The organism is Gracilimonas qinghaiensis, from assembly GCF_046602855.1.
Classification (GTDB): domain Bacteria; phylum Bacteroidota; class Rhodothermia; order Balneolales; family Balneolaceae; genus Gracilimonas.
Genome location: NZ_JBKINJ010000001.1, coordinates 32,789 through 53,637, shown reverse-complemented (window position 1 = coordinate 53,637; position 20,849 = coordinate 32,789). Strand labels below are relative to the sequence as shown.

The following is a 20,849-nucleotide window of genomic DNA, read 5'->3' as shown; positions in this document are numbered from 1 at the left end:
ATAAGCATCATTTTTACCTTTTCGGTTAGTTAACCAAAAATAATATCAAGTAAAAATAGCCAAAACAAGTTAAGTTAACGTGAAGAGCAGGTTTATAAGGTTATTTCTGAACCGTATTGTTTTTCTCGGGAGAATAAACCATGTCGAGAAAATTCTGCAGGATCATAGATCCTACACTGCCTGATTTCTCAGGATGAAATTGCACGCCTATGAAGTTCTCTTTTGCAACAATGGCAGAAAAATCGTTGATGTAATTACAGGTTGCAAGCGTGTACTCACTGACAGGAGCATAATAACTGTGCACAAAATACAGGTAATTTTTGTCGATCAGGTTTTTCAGAATGGGGTGTTCATTTGTAGCCTTAAGCTTGTTCCAGCCCATGTGAGGAACCTTAGCTTTTGTATCATCAAATTTTTTCAAGGAGCCCGGTATAATACCAAGGCCAACTGTGTTTCCTTCAGACGAGGTTTCATAAAAAAGCTGCATTCCGACGCAAATACCAAGAACCGGTTTTGGGGTTTGTTTCAGCCACTTATCAACTTCTTTTTCCTTGAGTGATTCCATGGCTGCTCCGGCATGACCCACACCAGGAAAAATTACTGCCTTAGCACTTTCAAGTTCTTCTGGGGTTTCAGCGAAAAAATATTTGGCTTCAAGGCGCTCCAGGGCATTTGCCACAGAGGCGGTGTTACCGGCTTTGTACTTGATGATAGCGATCATATGTGATCTACAACGTCCCTTTCGAACTGGGGACTAAATTTTTAATGCGCCCGTTCTGTTCAATAGCCATCTTTAAAGACCGGGCGAGTCCTTTAAAGCAGGCTTCAATTTTATGGTGATCGTTTTTTCCTGAGAAACTAACATGTAATGTTGCCTTCAAGTTCATGGCCAGGCTATAAAAAAAATGTTCAACCATCTCGGTGGGAAAGTCTCCAACATACTCTCTGTTGAAATCCCCTTCGAAGACCAAGTAAGGCCTTCCTGACAGATCGATGGCAACGGTAGCTTGCGTTTCGTCCATGGGTAACACGAAACCATAACGCTCAATTCCCATTTTATTACCAAGCGCCTTAGTAATCACCTCCCCTAAAGCAATGGCTACATCCTCGATCGTATGGTGTTCATCTACTTCCAGATCTCCCTCACACGTCAGGGTTATATCAATGAGCCCATGGCGGGCAATCTGGTCAAGCATGTGATCAAAAAAGTTTAAGCCGGTGGAAATATCCGATTTTCCGGTTCCATCAAGATTGACATCAATAGAGATATCAGTTTCATTGGTTTTTCTTGTCACTGAGGCTTTTCGGGATTGCACAATGATATATTTTACCAAGTTATCCCAGTCAGCACCTGAAATTTTTTCCTCCTCATTTCCAATCAGGATTAGTTCTTCATCTTTAGCGTCGATGGTTAGATCAGCATGCCCCTTTTTAAAAACCGGGATACCCTCCTGCTGCAGGATCTTCATTTGATCAGAATCGATCTCTCCTTCACTGATGAGAATATCACGTCCCCCATCGGTGATTGTCTTTAAAGCACGGATCGTGTTCTCACGAAACAGGTATTTTCCGGATGGATCGTTCAGTGCACTTTTGGTGATGGATATCAGCATGACTATTTATTTAGTTTGAATCGGAGCGAATATGAAAAGTCTCGCATCTGAATAGCGAGACAACGAATACCTTCAGCTCACTTCGATATTCAATATTCTTTGATCAATGTTCAATATTCTTAAGAGCCTCAAAGAACCTGTCATTTTCAACAGTCGTTCCTACCGTCAATCTTAGGCAATCTTCACAATGAGGTTCATTTCCGCGATATCTTATGATCACGCCTTCATCGGCCAGATTTTTGTATACCTCCAGAGCATTTTCGATCCTGAACATAACAAAATTTGCATCCGTAGGATAAACGCGTTTGACCTGTGGAAACGTGACGAGCTTTCCGAGCACACGCTCCCTTTCTTCCAATATCGCATCAATATTTTTTTTCACATTATCGATACTGGAAAATGCCTGACTTGCTTTTTGGGCCGTCAGCTTATTAACGTTGTACGGAGCCTTCACCTTCAGCATATATGATATGATCTCTGCATCAGCCAGGGCTACACCTAGTCTGATGCCTGCCAGACCGAATGATTTTGACATGGTCTGAAGTACTACAAGATTATTATAATCCGTGAGATTCCCGGTCAGACTGGCCTGACTGCTGAAATCAATGTAAGCTTCGTCTATAACAACAATACCGCTAAAGTTATTCATCACCTGCATGATATCGTCAATATTCAGGCTATTTGCGGTTGGATTATTGGGGGAGCAAAGAAAGATCATTTTTGTTTCGGGCCGAACCGCCGTCAGTATCTTTTCAGGCTGTAACTGAAAATTTTCAGTTAACAGCACTTCGTCCACAGCTACATCATTAATGGCAGCCGATACCTTATACATGCCGTACGTCGGTGGATTGATGATCACGCGATCTTTACCCGGGGTGCAAAATATTCTGAACAGCAGATCGATTGCTTCATCACTGCCCACACCCACAAATACATTTTCAGTATTTACTCCTCTGAAGGCAGCTATCTTCTCCCTCAGATCATCTTGATAAGGCATTGGATATCGGTTCAATTCCAGATCATCTGCAAAAGGTGCCCCAAAACTGTTTTCGTTGGCATCCAGCAAGATCCCGGAATCAAAATCATCTCTGGCACTGCGATAAGGCTTCAGGTTTTTTATGTTTTCCCTCACCAGGGTTTTGATATCAATTTTCTTCATTTATGGTATGTCTAACATTTAGTTCTGTTGTGATCCAGCGGCGGCTTATTGCTATAGAGCGCTGCTGCCTCACTCTATTTTAAATCTTTCAGTCGCAAAGATACAGCATTTTTATGAGCCTGAAGCCCTTCCAATTCAGCCAGCTTTTCTACTGCGGGACCAACATTCTTTAATCCCTCTTCTGTGAGTGATTGCATGGTAACTGATTTTTGAAACGCGGCTAAATTCACGCCACTGTACATTCGTGCATAGCCATAGGTTGGCAGGGTATGGTTGGTTCCCGAGGCATAATCCCCAACACTTTCAGGTGTAAGCTGACCCAGAAAAACGGATCCCGCATTCATGACCTCATCCACATAAGAATTTGCATTCTTAATATTTATGATCAAATGTTCAGGTGCATACTGATTCGAGAATTCGAATGCTTCTTTCAAGGAATCAGTGGTAATTATAAAACTGTTTTTCAATGCGCCTGACGCCATTTCTTTGCGAGGCAGCTCATTCAGCTGACTCTCAAGTACTTCTTCCAGTGTTTTCAGATCAAAGTCTTTTACAGCTACCAAAACTACCTGACTGTCGCTGCCATGTTCTGCCTGCGAAAGCAGGTCGGCCGCCACATACTCAGGAATCGCTTGCTCATCAGCTATTACCAGTACCTCAGACGGACCAGCCGGCATATCGATACTGATCTGTGCCTCAGCATTTTGCAGGATCATCTTTGCAGCCGTTACATACTGATTACCAGGCCCGAATATCTTATCTACTTTAGGTACGGATCCTGTTCCGATTGCCATAGCAGCTACAGCCTGTGCTCCACCCGCCAGCAGTATCTTGTCTATTCCGGCCTTCTGGGCAATGTAGATGATCTCAGGTGCTACAGTTCCATCTCTGCGAGGCGGTGTAGATAATACTTTAGTAGTGCAACCGGCAATCTTTGCAGGTATGGCAAGCATCATTGCCGTAGATGGGAGTATGGCTGTACCACCGGGAACGTATAAACCAACTCTTTCAATAGGGCGACTGACCTTCATACACTTTACACCAGGCATGGTCTCTACTTCAAGATCCGGTAGCTGCTGTGCTTCATGAAATTGTGAGATATTATTGAAAGCTGTGTCTATTGCTTCCTTAACGGAATCTTCGATCTCAGCTTTAACCCCCATTGGATCCAGTGATACTGTTTTTAACTTCACACCATCGAACTTTTCCGTATATCGTATTATAGCATCATCTCCCTCTTTCTCCACTGCATCAATGATGGGTTGAACCGTATTAAAGATGGACGTAAAATCGATCTTCGGTCTTTGCAGCAGTTTTTCTATTTCATCCGGTTTTAGATCTGCGTAGGTATATGTTCTCATTTCATTGCCTTTATAGTCAGAGGCAGAGCCTCAATTAGCCATTCCGCAGCAGAGCAGCGGAATGAGCTTTGGTTTGCTTTTACTTCAATATTGTATATTCGTTGTTCCTTTTTGCGTGTTCTACAAGATCATACTTTCAATAGGCAGCATCACAATATCTGATGCGCCTGCTTCCTTCAATTCCTCCATCACCGTCCAGAATTTCTGCAGTGGGATCACGGTGTGAATTGCCACCATATTGTCTTCAGCAAGGGGCATTACAGTCGGGCTTTTCATAGATGGTATGATTCTTTTGATATTCTCCACAGCGGAAGTTGATGCATTCATCATGATGTACCGACTCTGGGCTGCCTGCTGATAACCATCCATTCTCACCAAAAAGCGATCGATCAGTTCCTTCTTTCCCGGTGATAACTCTTTATTGGTTCTGATAAGTTGGGTCTGTGATTCCAGGATGGTATCCAATTCCACTAACCCATTGGCACGTAATGTTCCCCCTGAAGACACAAGGTCAACAATAGCATCAGCGACTTCAAGCTGAGGTGCGATCTCAACGGCTCCCGAGATCTCTATCACCTGAATATCAATGTCTCTCTCTTTAAAAAACGTTCGCGTTAGATTTGGGTAGCTTGTAGCAACCTTCTTTCCGTCAAAATCTTCCGGTTTTTTGATGTCTCCGTTTTTAGGAGCAGCCAGGGATAACCGGCATTTTCCATATCCCAGATCACGAATAGGTGTTACATCCGCCCCGGTTTCCTGAGTTTCGTTAGCCCCTACAAACCCGAGGTCACAAACGCCATCCTGAACATATTCCGGGATATCATCGTCACGGAGCAGCAGTAACTCAACATCAAAATTCCTGGTCTTGACGATAAGGTTACGTTTATAGTTATCAAATTCTATTCCAATGCCTTCAAGCAATGCAATGGTCTTATCTGTCAAACGACCACTTTTTTGAATAGCAATACGCAGTGAAGTTGAAGAGTCCTTCGTTCGGTTCATAATATCAGTAAGTAATTGGTTGGTTTAAAAATTGGAAACAGGTTTAAACGGTCGTGAAAAAAGCGTGCGTCTTTAATGCACATGAATATAATGATGTCCCTGAAGGGCATGATGGACACCATGATGTACCAGATGAGATATACGTGTATGTAAGTAATTCTTTTTCACGTGCTAAAAATAGGGATTGTTTGATTTGTGTACAACCTGTTAACACACTTTTAACGAATCTTTTGCCGGAAAACGTTTCACTCTGAACTAAACTTTTTGGCCTTTTGCTATGTTATTTCATTGAATTAATAAAGAGATAAAATTCATGAGATCACTTCTGCTAATACTAATAACAGGATCTTTAATGACTACAAACTTATCAGCACAGATGGAAGAGGATTTTGACCTTCAGGATCATCGTTGGAATAACAGAGTATTGCTTGTCTTTTCACCCAATAGTATACATACTGACCTTACGGCAACCATGGAAATGGTCGAAAATAACCGGAAAGGTTTCACAGAAAGAGACTTAAAAGTTTTTCAGGTGTTAGGGAACATTGGTACCTCTTCAGGCGATGAAGTGCTGAATAACAATGATGCAAAAAATCTGAGAGAACAATTTGATGTAGCTCCATCTGAATTTAAGATCATATTAATAGGAAAGGATGGTACTGAAAAATTACGGTCAGAAGAAGCCATAACTAAAACCAAGTTATTCGAAGTCATAGACGCAATGCCAATGCGCCGGTTAGAAATGAAAGGAGATGGTTAAGGCATAGCTAATTTCTTACCTTTGCAGCATCAAATAATAAAACAACATAATTCGCAGATGAAAATAGACATTAACTGGCTGGGTAAAAACTTTCACTTTGAAGCCGAGAATGATACTAAAGGCAAGATCCGTATTGATGGGAATAATGAGATTGGTGGACTAGAAGGCGGACTTGCCCCCATGCAGTTATTACTTGCCGGTGTTGGAGGCTGCAGTGCCATCGATGTCTTACACATATTGGAAAAACAACAACAAGAGGTTGATTCGCTGAAAGTAGAAGTTGACGGAGACCGGCAGGAAGTTGAGGGAGCATCTCATACAGAATACCGAAGCATTCATCTTCATTTTATACTCTCCGGCAAACTGAATGCCAAAAAAGTGGAACGGGCCCTCAAGTTATCCATCACAAAATATTGCTCAGCGTCCAAAGCATTGGAGAAAGGGTCAGACATCACCTATGATTACAAGATCATATAACGAAAACCGCTCAAAATTGCTTCTGAAGCACATTTTAGGTATTTTATAATGATAAAAATTCAATAAATTAATTAATTTTCTATGGCTAAATGTGAGTTATACCAAGACGTTAAAGGTGAATGGAGATGGAGACGCGTTTCCAAGAATGGTGATATTGAGGCCTTTTCCAGTCAAAGTTTTGAGAAAGAAGAAGATGCACGAAAAGACGGAAAAGAGTGTAAAGAGTGCACCAGCTATCTGCGAAAGTTTTAACTGAGTCTGACCATTTTATTATCAAAGCCTCTCCATTTGGAGAGGCTTTGTTAGTTTTGGGGAATAGTATCACTGACTCACATCCCTCTGGTTGTGAGCTGAAGCTCTCAACCGGTCTCCCTTCTAGGGAGAATTCTCTTAATGCACATTTGAAAGTTAATCTAAAACTGCAAAGCTTAAAATACCTTCTATATATCCATAAGGAGAAATTCCCTCTTCGAAGGGATCGTAAATGATCGCCAGATCATTTACAGGGGGATGTATGTGGTCGTTCAAAGATCACAAGCTATTATCAAAAGCCTTGATCGCATTCAGTATCATTTGAACGGATTTCTTGTAGAATTCCTGCGGAATAGTCTCAAAATCATCTGTATGCTGATGGTAATGTTCATGATCAGCAACACCGAAGTAAATAAAGGAAACCCCTTCCTGATGAAACGGGCCATGGTCTGAAGCATAGGTCCAGTCATCAAGGCCGCTGTCTGGATCATCATGACCGTAAAGCACATTGACTCCGGCTTTGTCGATATCTTCCAGTACGGGTTTTAATTCAGGATAGTGATAAGTTCCAACTGCGTAGATCTCATTCTCATTATTTTGGGCTATCATATCCAGATTGATGTTCATTTTTACCTTATCCAGAAATACAGAATCCTGAACCAGAGCTCTGGCCCCCTGCAGCCCCATTTCCTCAGCATCAAAAGCAGCAAACACCAGGGTGTGATTTGGTTTTACATTATTGAAATAATCGATGTAAGCCATTAAAGCCGCTGTACCTGAAGCATCATCATCTGCTCCATTAAAGATCAACGAGTCCCTCATTCCAATATGGTCATAATGAGCCGTGATCACGATCACCGAATCCGAACTACCGGATACCTGACCGATCACGTTCACTCCGGTCATTGCCTCATCCTGACGGCTGTTAAATGTGAATTCATGAGTGTATGACCCGTGAAACGGCTCTGCTCCTTCTTCCTCAAATCGTTGAATCAGATATTCACGGGCAATTCTGTTGCCTTTTGTTCCGGTACGGCGGCCTTCAGTAGAATCGGAAGATATCACCCGCAGGTCTTCAATAAGCTGATCTGTATTAACTGAATACTCCTGTTCAGTTTCACTTTGTTCAACAGAACATGAAACAAAAAGAAGTACAAATAACGATAGAAGCAGTGTTTGGTTTAAGTAATTCATTGATCGATTAAGTTTATAGATTGATAGCTTATAAAATGAAAAAGGGATCTATTTAAAAATATCTTTGCGAAGATGCATGGAAACAAGCATATGAGGAACGTCCACGACTTCAGCTATCTTCAGATCGCCAGCCAGCGAAAGCAATGCATATGCATCATTCCGGCTCATCCCTTTTTCTTCCTCAAGGTAGTCGATCATAAATCGTGTGGCTTTTTTTGATGCCTCATCGATCGTTTCAGCAAAAGCCGTTACAGCATAATACTCATCCGTTTCATACTGAGGCTCAGTGATAATTCTTCCATCTTTGATAACCTCAACCTCGTATATAATATTCATGGGGGCCTCTATAGCCGTTCCGCACACTTCACCATGACCCTGAGCTGCGTGTGCATCACCTATCGAAAATAAGGCACCTTCTACAAATACAGGAAAATAGATGGTAGAACCTTCCGTCATGTTAGGATCGTCCATATTACCGCCATTAGCTCTTGGGGGGATGGTAGAAAGCATCTCATCAGTATCGGGAGCCACGCCCATCACGCCGGGAAAGGGTTTTAACGGAATCTCAATGTCCTCAGAAAATTTTGCGGTTTTTCGGTCTTTACCAAGCTCAAAGGTTTTCAAGTATGGTTCGTCAAACTCATCAGCAAGAAATCCAAAACCGGGTATAATGGCCGTCCAGCCCCAGTCACCCATCTCAACTTTATGGAGAGTGACCTTAAGAACATCACCGGGTTCTGCTCCTTCCACATAAACCGGTCCCGTAAGTGGATGGATAGGATCGAAACTCAAGTTACCAAGATCTTCAACCGTGGAGTTTATTGTAAGCTGTTTGGCCGAGGCTTCTTGAGTAGCCACTTTTACCACAGATCCAGATGGTACAGTGAGAACCGGTTCAATAGCTCGGCTCCAGCGTGCATGCGTCTGAGCATCAGTTAACTCATAATCGTATTCAATTTCTTTTGTTATAGGTTTCTCAGTCTGTGTTATGCACCCGGCAGTAGTTAATCCCGTTATAACTATCAGTAATAATATCGACCGTATCATAGTATCTCCTTATTAAATTTATTAATTACAACACTGCTTATTCTTACCACTCACATCCCTCTGGTTTCGAGCCGAGGCTCTCAACCGGTCTCCCTTCAAAGGGAGAATTCTTTTAACACAACTTTGAAAGTTAATATAAAACTGCAAAGCTTAAAATACCTTCAACATCTCTCTAAAGAGAATTCCCTCTTTGAAGAGGGACAGTAAATGATCGCAAGATCATTTACAGGGGGATGTGAGTCAGTCTGCTATACTCCTCCAGCCAATAGCCGGCTAACAAAATCATCCAGGTAAAGAATAACATTCGGTAGGTTTTTCTTCACTTCCACATCGTTAATTCTGACAAACCTCACCCCTAATTCTTCTATTCTTTCCTGACGAACTTTATCGTCTGTAAATTTTTCCGGATAATCATGACTAATCCCATCTATCTCTATCGCCACCATGATCTCGTGACAATAAAAATCTACTATGTAATTCAATATTGGCACTTGCCTGTGAAACTCAACACCCAATGATTTACCTTTTATTTGTTCCCAAAGAAGTACCTCACTCAGTGTACTGTTCTTTCGTAATTCCCGTGCTAAGTATTTCAGTTTTCGGTTATATGGAAGGATCTTATTCGGCATTGTGTACCCCATGTATTTTCCTGGCCTGATTAACCCACTCACATCCCTCGGTAAAATCAGTGAACTGATTTTAGCCTCTCCCTTCTAAGGGAGAATGCTCTTTGGTCAGTTCATGAGTTTGCTTAAACATCAAAATTCTAAACACGTTTAGAAAATCTTTAAAAAGAAAATTCCTCTTTAAAGACGGACCGTAAATGATCTTCTGATCATATACAGAGAGATGTTACTCCAGTGGAAATGTGAGGAGATACGATCAGTTATACAAGTAAACAGATATAAAAAAACTCCTGCCCTCTTTCGAAAGCAGGAGTTCAGATAACTATTATAAACTCAGGATCGCATTAAACGATTTTAGAGATAAGGTCAGCAGTACGTGCAGAATAACCTGCTTCGTTGTCATACCAACCAATTATTTTGACAAGATTACCATCTACTTTGGTACTCAGACTGTCAAAGATATTTGAGTGTGGGTTACCAATGATATCACTGGAAACAAGATCCACTTCAGAGTATTCCAGAACACCTTTCATAGGTCCTTCAGCAGCTGCCTTGAAAGCGGCATTTACTTCTTCTTCTGTTGTTTCTTTTTCGAGAACCACAGTAAAGTCAGTTAAAGAGCCGGTTACGGTAGGTACACGTACGGCTCCACCATCCAGCTTGCCATCAAGGTGTGGCAGTACCAGTCCCACAGCTTTTGCGGCACCTGTTGTGGTAGGCACGATGTTCACAGCTGCTGCACGAGCTCTGCGAAGATCTTTATGTGGACCGTCAACCAAAGCTTGGTCACCTGTATAAGAGTGAATTGTGGTCATAAAACCTTTAACGAGCCCAAACTTGTCATCCAGTACTTTCGCCATCGGGGCAAGGCAGTTGGTTGTACAACTTGCATTGGAGTAGACCTCAACATCTTTGTCGATCTTCTCATCATTAACACCCAACACAATGGTCTGTACATCATCACCGGAAGCCGGAGCAGAAATGATCACTTTTTTGGCACCGGCTTCAAGATGCTTTCCGGCACTTTTCGCATCACGGAATAATCCAGTGGATTCAATTACTACTTCTGCACCAAGGTCACCCCATTTCAGGTTAGCGGGATCTCTTTCAGCAGAAACCTTAAAGCTGTGTCCGTCTATGGTAATTTTATCACCGTCCACAGAAACATCTCCGGGATAAGTTCCCTGAGCTGAGTCATATTTGAACAGGTGAGCCAGTGTTTTAGTGTCGGTCAAATCGTTGACACCAACAATTTCAATGTTATCTTTATGATCTGCGAGGATTGAACGGGTCACCATTCTTCCGATCCTTCCGAACCCGTTAATTCCTACTTTTATTTTTGACATTTCTAATCCTTATTTATGATTAAATATTAATGCTCTTCATTCAATTAACACAATGTAAAAAGCACTTATAAAGTTCTTATGAATCCTTCTAAAAGTACCATTATAACGCCCTATTTTCAATGTTTTACCCATTACAGCCCCAGATATAATATGCTCTTTGAAATGGGAGCGCTTTTCTGTGTATCTTAAGGCAAATAATTATAAAACTAGTTAAAAATTACACTGCTATGCCTGACCAAACGCTGGAGAAATATAGAAACGAGACCTACCTGGATTTTTCAGATCCTACAAACGACAAAGCCCAGAAAGACGCACTTGAAGAAGTTCGTTCAAACTTCGGTAAAGTACATGATTTATATGTGAACGGAGAATTTATAAAAGGCGATGCCGGTACATTTGATAGTATAAACCCCGGAAACCTTTCTGAAACCATTGGAACCTTTCAGATGGCGAGCAAGGATCAAGCCTTTGATGCCCTCGACAAAGCATGGGACGCTTTTGAAAGCTGGCAATACGTTTCTGCTGAAAAACGAGCAGATTACCTGTTTAAAGCAGCTGATGTTGTACGTCGCCGCAGACTTGAGATCAACGCATGGATGATCAGCGAAGCCGGAAAGAACTACCTGGAGGCTGATGCCGACACCTGCGAAGCCATTGACTTTATCGAATACTACGCTCACGAGGCCCTCCGCATTGATGACGGAATGGATGTACTCGAAGAAACCTGGGGCGACCATAACCGAACCATCTACATGCCGATCGGTGCCGGTGTCTCCATTTCACCATGGAACTTCCCGTTCGCGATCTTTGTGGGTATGTCTATTGCCCCTATTGCCGTTGGTAACACGGTTGTTGCCAAACCGGCTCCTGACACTCCAAAAATGGGACACCTCCTTGCTGAGATCCTAGATGAAGTAGGACTGCCTGACGGTGTATTCAACTACGTGACCGGTGGTGATATTGAAGTAGGTGAGAATCTTGCCAAAAATCCGAAAACACGTTTTATCACATTTACAGGATCTAAAGGAGTCGGACTCCACCTTAACAAAATAGCAGCCGAAGTTCCGGAAGGACAGAAATTCCTGAAGCGCATGGTTTGCGAGCTTGGCGGCAAGAATGCAACAGTGGTTGATGAGGATGCTGATATTGATGCAGCAGCTGATGAGATCGTTAAAGGTGCTTTCGGATTCCAGGGACAAAAATGTTCAGCCAGTTCTAGAGTTGTTGCTCATGAAGCTATTTATGATGAACTGCTCGAAAAAGTAACCGAAAAAACAAAAGCCCTGAACATCGGTAATCCAAAAGAAAATAACATCTCCGGTCCGGTGATCAATCAAAAAGCCGTGGACAAGATCATGGGCTATATTGAGATCGGGAAAGAAGAAGGCAAACTTATGGCCGGCGGTAAAATGGCTGAAACGGAAGAGGAAGGATACTACATTGAACCTACCGTTTTCGCTGATATCGATGAGAATGCCCGCATTGCACAGGAAGAGATCTTTGGACCTGTGACTGCATTCATCAAAGCTAAAGACACTGACGATGCGTTGCGCATTGCCAACGGTGTTGACTATGCGTTGACCGGTGCCTATTTCTCAAATGATGAAAAGAAAGTGGATCGTGCACTCAGAGAATTCAGAGTCGGTAACCTGTATATCAATAGAAAATGTACCGGAGCCCTAGTTGGAGCACAGCCGTTCGGTGGCTTCAAATTGAGTGGTACCGATGCCAAGGCCGGTGGACGTGATTACCTCAAGTATTTCCTTGAGCCTAAATCCGCAACACTGCGTCCCAAGGATGAGGTAGATTACGACCTGCAAAAATTCGAATTCTCCAATAAGTAATTACGAGAATCGTTTTTAAAGCTTATTAAAGCCCTGCATGCGAAAGTGTGCAGGGCTTTTTATGTATATATAAAGTAAGAGAGTCATTGCAAGGGTTGCAGTGAACAAAGTGAACACAACCCGCGGCAATCTCCTTGATCTATTTGGGAGCTCGATTTAGGGAGATTGCTTCGTCGAAAGGCGTTATAGCTCGAAATTTAGCATTATTGATTCCTCGCAATGACCGGTAATATAGGCAACGTCATTGCGAGGCCTTCAGCGAAGCAAAGGCCGTGGCAATCTGCCTGATCTACTTGGGAGCTCGCTATCAGGAGATTGCTTCGTCGTTTAACTTACTGCCCCAACATTATACACCCGGCCTCCTCGCAAAGACCGGTTGCTGTTCACGTTGACTTTTTTAAATTAAACTATGCCTCAAAGAAAGCAACTTTACGTTTACATTCTTACCAATAAGAATCACACTGTATTGTATACAGGCATTACGAGTGATCTTATAAATCGAGTTTGGAAGCATAAAAATAAAGTAACAAAGGGCTTCACTAAAAAGTATAATGTTAATAAATTGGTCTATTACGAAGGTCCCGGTGACCCAATTTATGCTATAGAACGAGAGAAAAAGATAAAAGCCGGATCTAGACAAAAGAAAATAGAACTGATAGATACATTAAATCCTGAATGGCGGGATCTTTATGAAGAGCTTATTCCCGATAATTATAGGAGTTTTAATGAGTCTGAACGTAAGAAATGAAGTCATTGCGAGGGTTGCAGTGAACGGAGTGAACACAACCCGCGGCAATCTCCTTGATCTATTTGGGAGCTCGATTTAGGGAGATTCCTTCGTCGAAAGGCGTTATAGCTCGAAGTTAAGCATTATTGACTCCTCGCAATGACCGGTAATATAGGCAACGTCATTGCGAGGCCTTCAGCGAAGCAAAGGCCGTGGCAATCTGCCTGATCTACTTGGGAGCTCGATTTAGGGAGATTGCTTCGTCGAAAGACGTTATAGCTCAAAGTTACGCATTATTGACTCCTCGCAATGACCGGGAACCCCCTACACTGTCTTAATCATCCAGGTCTACATCATCGGGGGCGTCGTCTTCATCAACGAGGTCGTCCACATCGGGAGTGTCTTCAAGATCTTCGTCATCTTCATCGTCTTCAGGGATTGGCACCACGTCCTTTTTTGGCTTGACCTCAGGTTTGGCCCCTGCCCGTTTCAGGATATGGGCAATATCTTCCTGATCATTATCCATAGCGATGATCATCGCTGTATCTCCGTTCTTATCGCGAAGTTTGACATTTGCACCCTGCTCGATAAGGTATTTTACGACGTCCGTATTTCCGGCCTTTGCTGCAACCATCAATGCAGTGTGCCCCCATCGCTGCTGCGCATCTACGTCTGCACCGGCATCAACCAATAATTTTACTGCCTCAAGGTCTCCGGCACGGGCGGCAGCTATCAAAGCAAGGTCTCCGATCTCAGCTCCCTTATCAATGAAGAGCTTGATCAATTCAACATTGGCATTTTCTGCAGCTCTGTTCATGGCCGTACCACCCATTTTTGTAGTGATATTAAGGTCGGCTCCTTCCGAAACCAAGTATTTAACGACATCCGTATGATCTTTTTCAGAAGCAACGATCAGGGCAGAAGCTCCGCTTTTATTCGTTTCATTGATATCCGCCTTACCCTTAAGAAGCTTTTTTAACTCCTCAAGATCTCCTGCTTTTGCAGCTTCTATTATTGCTGGTTGCTCCATAATGCTATACCTATTTTTACCGTTCTAGTTGGCGTGATGATAAAAAACGGAACGTATATCTCAAACTTATTCTTTAATAAATTTTCAGAAGGTTATAAGATTTGGGTTTTGACGGAAGACCGGGGACGGACGACCGTAGACCGGGGGTCCTTACCAATGTCATGCTTGGAAATACTGTTCCGGAGGCCTCAGCTTCTAGTTCCACTACTACTACAGCAAAAGACTTAGGAATTCAATACAACACCGGGAATTCCTCCTTCGAAGGAGGTGCCGGGCTGAGCGAATGCGAAGTCTGGCGGTGGATGTACGGGGGTTCGTTGGCTTAGTTGCCCTTATTCATACACTGACATCCCTCGGTAAAATCAGTTCACTGATTTTAGCCTCTCCCTTCAAAGGGAGACATCCGATGGAATATTGAACAAGGAATAACGAATAATGAATTTCGAAGGGTTTGTAATAAAAATATAGGTTCTGATCTTACAACATAAGCGCTGACATTCTCTTCACGCTTGGTTGCCCGCATCAGCGAAGGGTTAATAAAGTGTATCACATTGCAGATTACATTATTTGTAAACCCTTCGCTTGTGAACCGGAAGACTTCACCGGTTCAGGTAATTATGATGCTTATCATTAAACAACTTCAATATTGGATGTTCCTTGTTGGATATTCGATATTTAATTCGCCTCCCGGTCTTCAATTCTATCCCACTCAAAACTCAAAACTAATCACTCAAAACTAAACATTACCTAAGCATCCCCTCAGCTAAATGCCCATGAATAAACTCCTGCCCCGTCTTTCTCTTAGTGCCGGGGAGTTGCACTTCTTTAAGGACTACCGTCCCGGTTTCACACCCTGCCAACAGCTTCTCATCGTGTTCGGTAAGTTCTCCGGGCTTCAGATCCAGATCCGGACCGACCTCAGAGGCGTACATATTGAATTTATCGCCGTTCAATGAGGCCCATGCTGTTGGGAAAGGACTTAATCCCCTGATCTTATTATGAACTTCGATAGCAGGCCGGTTAAAATCGACATGACAATCCTCTTTGAATAATTTGGGAGCCGGCGTCGCTTTTTGATGATCCTGAGGCTTCAATTCGTACTCCCCGGAATCGATCAGATCGAGGGCCTCGAGGATCAGCTCGCTGCCCATATCCCGCAATCTGCCATACAATTCTCCGGTTGTCTCGTTCTGTCCGATCTCTGTGCTTTTCTGAAGAAGGATATTACCGGTATCCACCTTTTCATCCAGAAAGAAGATCGTGCAGCCGGTTTCTTTTTCACCGTTCATGATGGCCCAGTGAATAGGAGCCGCGCCCCTGTATTTCGGAAGCAAAGAAGCATGAAGATTCACCGAACCTATCTCAGGGATCTCAAGTATATGATCTGGAAGGATCCTGAAAGCCACAACCACAAAAAGATCGGCCTTCAATGCCTTCAGCTCCTCTGCAAATTCAGGTGAACTTAGGTCTTCCACTTCTATGACCGGGAGACGCAATTCCAGGGCTTTGGCTTTTACGGGGGTGGGTGAGGTCTTTGAACCGCGGCCTCGTCGCTTATCGACGTTGCTCACCACAGCTTTTATGGTATGCTCTTCAGACTGATGAATCTTCTCTAAACTGGGAACCGCAAACTCCGGCGAACCCATAAAAACGATATCCATTGCTCTAATCTTCCTTTTTCGGGACTACAGGATATTTGATTTTCTTATTCCCTGAATCGATCTCTTCCAGTTCTTTTTTGTGAAGCCGTTTCTTGAACGTACTTAGATAGTCTATGAAAAGGGTTCCTTCAAGGTGATCGTATTCGTGCTGGATCACGCGTGAGGTCCACCCACCCGCTTCCAAGCGGTGCTTATTGAAATCACGGTCAAAGAACTCAATCACAACGGTTTCCGGACGAAAGACCTTATCATTCACATCCGGAATACTCAGGCACCCCTCTTCCAGAGGTACTTTATTTCCGCGTTTTTCAAGGATAAGCGGATTGATGAATACCATGGGACCGTAAGGAACTTCTCCTTCCTCGATCATAGCGTCGGTATCCATCACAAATAATTTTAAAGAGCGACCGATCTGCGGAGCCGCCAACCCAACGCCATCGGCATTGTACATGGTCTCAAGCATGTTATCGATCAGTGTTTGTAGTTCAGGACTGTCTTCTTCAATTTCCTCAGCTTTTTTCAGTAAAACAGGGTCATTGTAGGTTACAATAGGTAGTATGGGCATGATGTATTATGAATTCGTATCTAGATAATTTTGTAAGATGATAGCCGCAGCAATACGGTCAACGCGTCCCTTTTCTTGCCTTTTCTTTTTTGGCACTCCGACCTCTAACATGATATCTCGGGCACGGGATGAGGTGTAACGTTCATCAATTTTAATAATTTCAATATCAGGAAATTTTTTTTCCAGCTTCCTGATAAACTTTTCAACCATTTGCGTAGCCGAGCCTTCATCTCCGCTGAGAGACAAAGGCCAGCCGATCACAAACTTTTTTACAGGTGCTTGTTTAACAATATTCCCGATCTCTGTAAATACATTTTCCGGAGAAAATGTTCCAACCGGACTTGCAATGGTTTGCAGCAGATCGGTTTGAGCAATTCCGATGCGCTTTTTACCAACGTCAATTCCAATAAGGCGGGCATAATCCTGCAAAGAATCAATAAGTCTTATTTCTTGTCTTTAACATCTTCAAGAGGCTGACGCAAAAACTTCTTCATCAGTTTACTGGGCTTGAAATGTGTTTTTCGGTGAGCCGGTACGTAGATCACCTCGTTTGTCTTTGGATTACGCGCTTTTGGTTTTGCCTTGGTCTCCTTCACTTCAAACACGCCAAAATCACGTATCTCGATACGACATTCCGTATCTGCCGACATCATGATCTCTCTTAAAGCTACAATTACGGCATCGACCCATGGCTCTGCCTGAATCATGGGTTCATCCATAGATTCTGCCACCCGACGTACTACATCTCGTTTTGTGTATGTCATCATAGTATTATTATTTAGTTTTTCTGCTAACCTTTACGATCGCAATGTATTTTTTGTCCTTCCTACTATTCGCATACGTACTTTTGTTAGTACTTTTTAGCTAACACGAATAAATATTGATCATTGTAAAGATAAGTTGATTAAAAATCTACCCTAACTGCATTATAAACTATAGTCTTAACTTAACAGTGTTATGCAGATCAGACCGATGACGGAGGACCGTGGACCGGGGTGTCAGCTGACAATCTCTTCACGCTTAGTTGCCCGTATCCGCGAAGGGTTAATAAAGTGTATCTCATTGCAGATTACATTATTTGTAAACCCTTCGCTTGTGAACCGGAAGACTTCACCGGTTCAGGTAATTATGATGCTTATCATTAAACAACTTCAATATTGGATGTTCCTTGTTGGATATTCGATATTCAAAAAATCCTCCTTCGAAGGAGGACCGAAGACCGGACACATCCTCAGCTTTATTCGATGTAATTTTGAACCGGAGTTTACAGGATTTGCTGCATCATACACCAAAGGCAGGTCATTGCGAGGCTCTCTGCGAAGCAAGAGCCGTGGCAATCTCCCTGAACTGCTTGGGAGCTCAATTCAGGGAGATCCCGGATCGGCGACTCCACTTCTTTTCGTCTTGTCCGGGATGACTTGGGTGGTCAATTTAGGCAGATTGCTTCGTTTTTTTTATTAAGGACCGAGGACGGAAGACCGGAGACCGGGTTTTGAGCGATGCTCAAATTATCAAATCAACCTAAGGTGAACTTCAAAACTCAATGTTGAATGCTGAATGTTCGATATTCCCGTCCACCGTCTTCGGTCTTCGGTCAATCAATACTACTCATACCGCAGCACGTTCTTCACGCCTTCGATCTTCTCCAGGCGCTTCATGATGCGTTCCAGATGATCGATACCATCCACATACAAGGTGATGATGCCCTCGAACATGCCGCTGTCACTGCTTACGTTGATACTTTTCATATTCGTTTCCAGTGCTTTCGACAACACGTCCGTGATATCATTGATCATACCCACCCGATCACCACCGATGACCTTGATGGCACCCAGGAATTTGGTATCCAGATTCTTAGCCCAGCTGACATCCACGATGCGTTCGGCCTCTGTCTTCAGCAAATGCTGTGCATTATTACACATAGCACGATGGATCTTGATATCGCCGGTTCGGCTGATAAAGCCGATCACATCATCACCGGGAATGGGGTTACAGCAATTGGCATAGGAGTACTTGATATTACTCAGCTCACCATTGATATACAGTGATTTACCATCTCCATAGGACCGCGCCTCACTCAAGTATTTATCCTGTATCTCCTCTTCTGTAACCTGTTTGCTCTCTGACTCATCAGACTCAGAATCGTCATGCCGACCGGTGCTTTTATAGTTCTTGACGGCTTTATACAGATCCTTGACCTCAAAAACACCGGATCCAATATCAAAGAAAAGCTCCTGTGTGGATTCAAAATTGAATCGCTTGGCAAATTTATTCAGCTCTTGTTCAGAGATCTCAATGCTTCCTTTTTTGGCCCGCTTATCCCAGATCTCGCGGCCTTCTTCAGCCACTTTCCGCTGCTTCTGCTTGATGAACTGCCGGATGCGCGACTTCGCCTTATGCGTTACCACATCATCTATCCAATCCGGATTCAGGTTGATCTTGTTCCCGGTAATGATCTCCACCTGATCCCCATTGTGAAGTTTTTGCCGCAGCGGGACCATCTTGCCGTTCACCTTAGCCGCCATGGCGCGCTCACCGATCTCACTGTGGATCTCAAAGGCAAAATCGATAGGTGTAGCATTTCTGGGCAGGGTCTTCAACTCCCCATTCGGAGTAAACACATAGATCTCATCCTTATACAGGTTCAGCTGAAAATCTTTCACGAAATCGGTTGCGGCATCAGGACGTGGGTTATCCAGGACATCCCGGACCCAGCTCACAAATTTATCGAGGGTATCTGACCCCTGCTGAGCACCTTCCTTATATTTCCAGTGGGCCGCCAGGCCTTTTTCGGCAATGTCATCCATGCGGCGGGTACGGATCTGCACCTCCACCTTACGGCCTCTGTTGGTGATCACCGTGGTATGCAGCGACTGATATCCGTTGGCTTTGGGAACCGAAATGAAATCCCGGAAGCGTTCAGGGATCGGGGTGTACCAGTCCGTGATAATGGAATATACCCTCCAGCAATCTTCTTTGGTGTGCGGATCCTCCAGGATGATACGAATGGCAAACAGGTCATAGATCTCCTCGAACGGCTTTTGCTGCCGCTGCATCTTTCGGTAGATGGAAAAGATATGCTTCGGCCGGCCCTTGATCTCAAAATTCAGCTTCATCTTGCCGAGCTCATTCTTGATCGGCTCCATGAATTCATTGATGAACTCTTCCCTGTCCTCTTTTTTCTCCCGAAGCTTGCGTGCCACGAATTTGTAGGAAGTCGGATCGATGGTCTTGAAACAGAGATCCTCCAGTTCATTCTTGATCCGGAATAAGCCGAAGCGGTGAGCCAGCGGGGCGTATAGGTCCATGGTTTCAGACGCGATCTTAACCTGCTTATCGCGCTTCAGATGCTGAATCGTCCGCATATTATGCAGGCGATCCGCAAATTTGATAAGCACCACGCGTATATCCTCCGCCATGGTCAGCAGCAGCTTCATAAAAGCCTCGGCCTGCTTGCTGTCGCGACTCTTAAAAACGCCCGTGATCTTGGTCACCCCGTCAATGATGACCGCCACTTCTTCCCCGAACCAGTAACGGATGTCGTCCAGGTTCACATCGGTATCTTCAACCGTATCGTGCAGCAACGAAGCGATGACAGAAACATCATCAATATTGATCTCACTTGCCACGATCTTGGCTACTTCCACCGGGTGATAATAATACGGTTCACCGGAAGCGCGGGTCGTTTCCTTGTGAGAAAGATAACAGAGTTTAAACGCTTTGGTGATAGCCTCCGCATCCACATCCTGAATGTGCTCCTGACACACCTCGATCAGGTTCTGAAGGTCATCAGCCTGAACGTTATCGAGGGTATAACCCTCAAGATCATATTTATCTATGGAAGCAACTCGGCTCATATACTATTTTTCTACCGTTAAAAGTAGGTATTAAGTTGGTTTAAATCATTATGTGAAGTGAAGTCAATGAAATAAGCTGAACTTTTTATCCTTCGCGCTTTTATTTCTGACTGTTTTATAAAACTGAAGGCAAAGAATCTCACTTGATGATAAACTACAAAATTGACTTAAGCTTTGAGATCACGCCGGTAGTCGGACACAGTCCCTCGCGATCTACCTAAAGCCTCATAAAACTTTATACGCGCTCAGGATGGCAGCCAGAATAACCGTTGTCACTCTGAGCGCCTACTCTATAATAACGATCACTTCATGTTAACGCGAAGAGTCT

The 20,849-nt window shown here is 43.5% G+C and carries 21 protein-coding genes; 6 read left to right on the top strand and 15 right to left on the bottom strand.

The window, feature by feature from the left end:
- Positions 1–100: 100 nt before the first annotated feature.
- From hisH to hisG, 5 genes are all read right to left on the bottom strand, one after another.
- A complete protein-coding gene (gene hisH / locus ACKGJO_RS00260; protein ID WP_411321390.1) occupies positions 101–721 on the bottom strand; it encodes an imidazole glycerol phosphate synthase subunit HisH in 621 nt (206 codons plus the stop codon).
- Positions 722–728: 7 nt separating this feature from the next.
- Entirely contained in the window at positions 729–1,613 is an 885-nt protein-coding gene (hisB, locus tag ACKGJO_RS00255) for an imidazoleglycerol-phosphate dehydratase HisB (protein WP_411321389.1), read from the bottom strand.
- Between the two features lie 103 nt (positions 1,614–1,716).
- On the bottom strand, positions 1,717–2,772 hold the full coding sequence (gene hisC / locus ACKGJO_RS00250; protein WP_411321388.1) for a histidinol-phosphate transaminase: 1,056 nt from the start codon (positions 2,770–2,772) through the stop codon (positions 1,717–1,719).
- A gap of 74 nt (positions 2,773–2,846) precedes the next feature.
- Complete coding sequence (gene hisD / locus ACKGJO_RS00245; RefSeq protein ID WP_411321387.1) at positions 2,847–4,133, bottom strand: histidinol dehydrogenase; 1,287 nt, start codon at positions 4,131–4,133, stop codon at positions 2,847–2,849.
- A gap of 120 nt (positions 4,134–4,253) precedes the next feature.
- On the bottom strand, positions 4,254–5,135 hold the full coding sequence (gene hisG, locus ACKGJO_RS00240; RefSeq protein ID WP_411321386.1) for an ATP phosphoribosyltransferase: 882 nt from the start codon (positions 5,133–5,135) through the stop codon (positions 4,254–4,256).
- A 352-nt stretch (positions 5,136–5,487) separates the two neighbouring features.
- On the opposite strand from hisG, the gene ACKGJO_RS00235 reads away from it, so the two are divergent.
- From ACKGJO_RS00235 to ACKGJO_RS00225, 3 genes are all read left to right on the top strand, one after another.
- Positions 5,488–5,895 (top strand): DUF4174 domain-containing protein, encoded by a 408-nt coding sequence (locus ACKGJO_RS00235; protein ID WP_411321385.1) that lies wholly within the window; start codon positions 5,488–5,490, stop codon positions 5,893–5,895.
- Positions 5,896–5,952: 57 nt separating this feature from the next.
- Positions 5,953–6,372 carry an OsmC family protein gene (locus ACKGJO_RS00230; protein ID WP_411321384.1) on the top strand — a complete coding sequence of 140 codons (420 nt, stop codon included), beginning with the start codon at positions 5,953–5,955 and terminating at the stop codon, positions 6,370–6,372.
- Positions 6,373–6,453: 81 nt separating this feature from the next.
- Entirely contained in the window at positions 6,454–6,624 is a 171-nt protein-coding gene (locus ACKGJO_RS00225; protein WP_411321383.1) for a YegP family protein, read from the top strand.
- A 279-nt stretch (positions 6,625–6,903) separates the two neighbouring features.
- On the opposite strand, the gene ACKGJO_RS00220 is transcribed toward ACKGJO_RS00225, so the two are convergent.
- From ACKGJO_RS00220 to gap, 4 genes are all read right to left on the bottom strand, one after another.
- Positions 6,904–7,818 carry a M20/M25/M40 family metallo-hydrolase gene (locus ACKGJO_RS00220; protein WP_411321382.1) on the bottom strand — a complete coding sequence of 305 codons (915 nt, stop codon included), beginning with the start codon at positions 7,816–7,818 and terminating at the stop codon, positions 6,904–6,906.
- 48 nt (positions 7,819–7,866) lie between these two features.
- A complete protein-coding gene (locus ACKGJO_RS00215; RefSeq protein ID WP_411321381.1) occupies positions 7,867–8,865 on the bottom strand; it encodes an acetamidase/formamidase family protein in 999 nt (332 codons plus the stop codon).
- Between the two features lie 248 nt (positions 8,866–9,113).
- Complete coding sequence (locus tag ACKGJO_RS00210) at positions 9,114–9,494, bottom strand: endonuclease domain-containing protein (protein WP_411321380.1); 381 nt, start codon at positions 9,492–9,494, stop codon at positions 9,114–9,116.
- Positions 9,495–9,835: 341 nt separating this feature from the next.
- Positions 9,836–10,837: a type I glyceraldehyde-3-phosphate dehydrogenase gene (gap, locus tag ACKGJO_RS00205; RefSeq protein ID WP_411321379.1), complete on the bottom strand. Its 1,002-nt coding sequence runs from the start codon at positions 10,835–10,837 to the stop codon at positions 9,836–9,838.
- A gap of 227 nt (positions 10,838–11,064) precedes the next feature.
- On the opposite strand from gap, the gene pruA reads away from it, so the two are divergent.
- Complete coding sequence (gene pruA, locus ACKGJO_RS00200; RefSeq protein WP_411321378.1) at positions 11,065–12,681, top strand: L-glutamate gamma-semialdehyde dehydrogenase; 1,617 nt, start codon at positions 11,065–11,067, stop codon at positions 12,679–12,681.
- A 409-nt stretch (positions 12,682–13,090) separates the two neighbouring features.
- Entirely contained in the window at positions 13,091–13,429 is a 339-nt protein-coding gene (locus tag ACKGJO_RS00195; protein ID WP_411321377.1) for a GIY-YIG nuclease family protein, read from the top strand.
- 313 nt (positions 13,430–13,742) lie between these two features.
- Here ACKGJO_RS00195 and ACKGJO_RS00190 read toward each other — a convergent pair whose 3' ends face one another.
- The 5 genes from ACKGJO_RS00190 to ACKGJO_RS00170 form a co-directional block, all read right to left on the bottom strand.
- Positions 13,743–14,438, bottom strand: coding sequence for an ankyrin repeat domain-containing protein (locus ACKGJO_RS00190; RefSeq protein WP_411321376.1), 696 nt, complete (start codon positions 14,436–14,438; stop codon positions 13,743–13,745).
- A gap of 743 nt (positions 14,439–15,181) precedes the next feature.
- On the bottom strand, positions 15,182–16,099 hold the full coding sequence (gene fmt, locus ACKGJO_RS00185) for a methionyl-tRNA formyltransferase (protein ID WP_411321375.1): 918 nt from the start codon (positions 16,097–16,099) through the stop codon (positions 15,182–15,184).
- 4 nt (positions 16,100–16,103) lie between these two features.
- A complete protein-coding gene (def, locus tag ACKGJO_RS00180; RefSeq protein WP_411321374.1) occupies positions 16,104–16,664 on the bottom strand; it encodes a peptide deformylase in 561 nt (186 codons plus the stop codon).
- Positions 16,665–16,670: 6 nt separating this feature from the next.
- Positions 16,671–17,093, bottom strand: coding sequence for a Holliday junction resolvase RuvX (gene ruvX / locus ACKGJO_RS00175; RefSeq protein WP_411321373.1), 423 nt, complete (start codon positions 17,091–17,093; stop codon positions 16,671–16,673).
- Between the two features lie 14 nt (positions 17,094–17,107).
- Entirely contained in the window at positions 17,108–17,431 is a 324-nt protein-coding gene (locus ACKGJO_RS00170; RefSeq protein ID WP_103664591.1) for an HU family DNA-binding protein, read from the bottom strand.
- 190 nt (positions 17,432–17,621) lie between these two features.
- Here ACKGJO_RS00170 and ACKGJO_RS00165 point away from each other — a divergent pair, with 190 nt between their 5' ends.
- On the top strand, positions 17,622–18,125 hold the full coding sequence (locus tag ACKGJO_RS00165) for a hypothetical protein (protein ID WP_411321372.1): 504 nt from the start codon (positions 17,622–17,624) through the stop codon (positions 18,123–18,125).
- Between the two features lie 143 nt (positions 18,126–18,268).
- On the opposite strand, the gene ACKGJO_RS00160 is transcribed toward ACKGJO_RS00165, so the two are convergent.
- The gene (locus ACKGJO_RS00160) at positions 18,269–20,521 is read right to left on the bottom strand and encodes a RelA/SpoT family protein (RefSeq protein ID WP_411321371.1); all 2,253 of its coding nucleotides are present in this window, start codon (positions 20,519–20,521) and stop codon (positions 18,269–18,271) included.
- Positions 20,522–20,849: the final 328 nt, after the last annotated feature.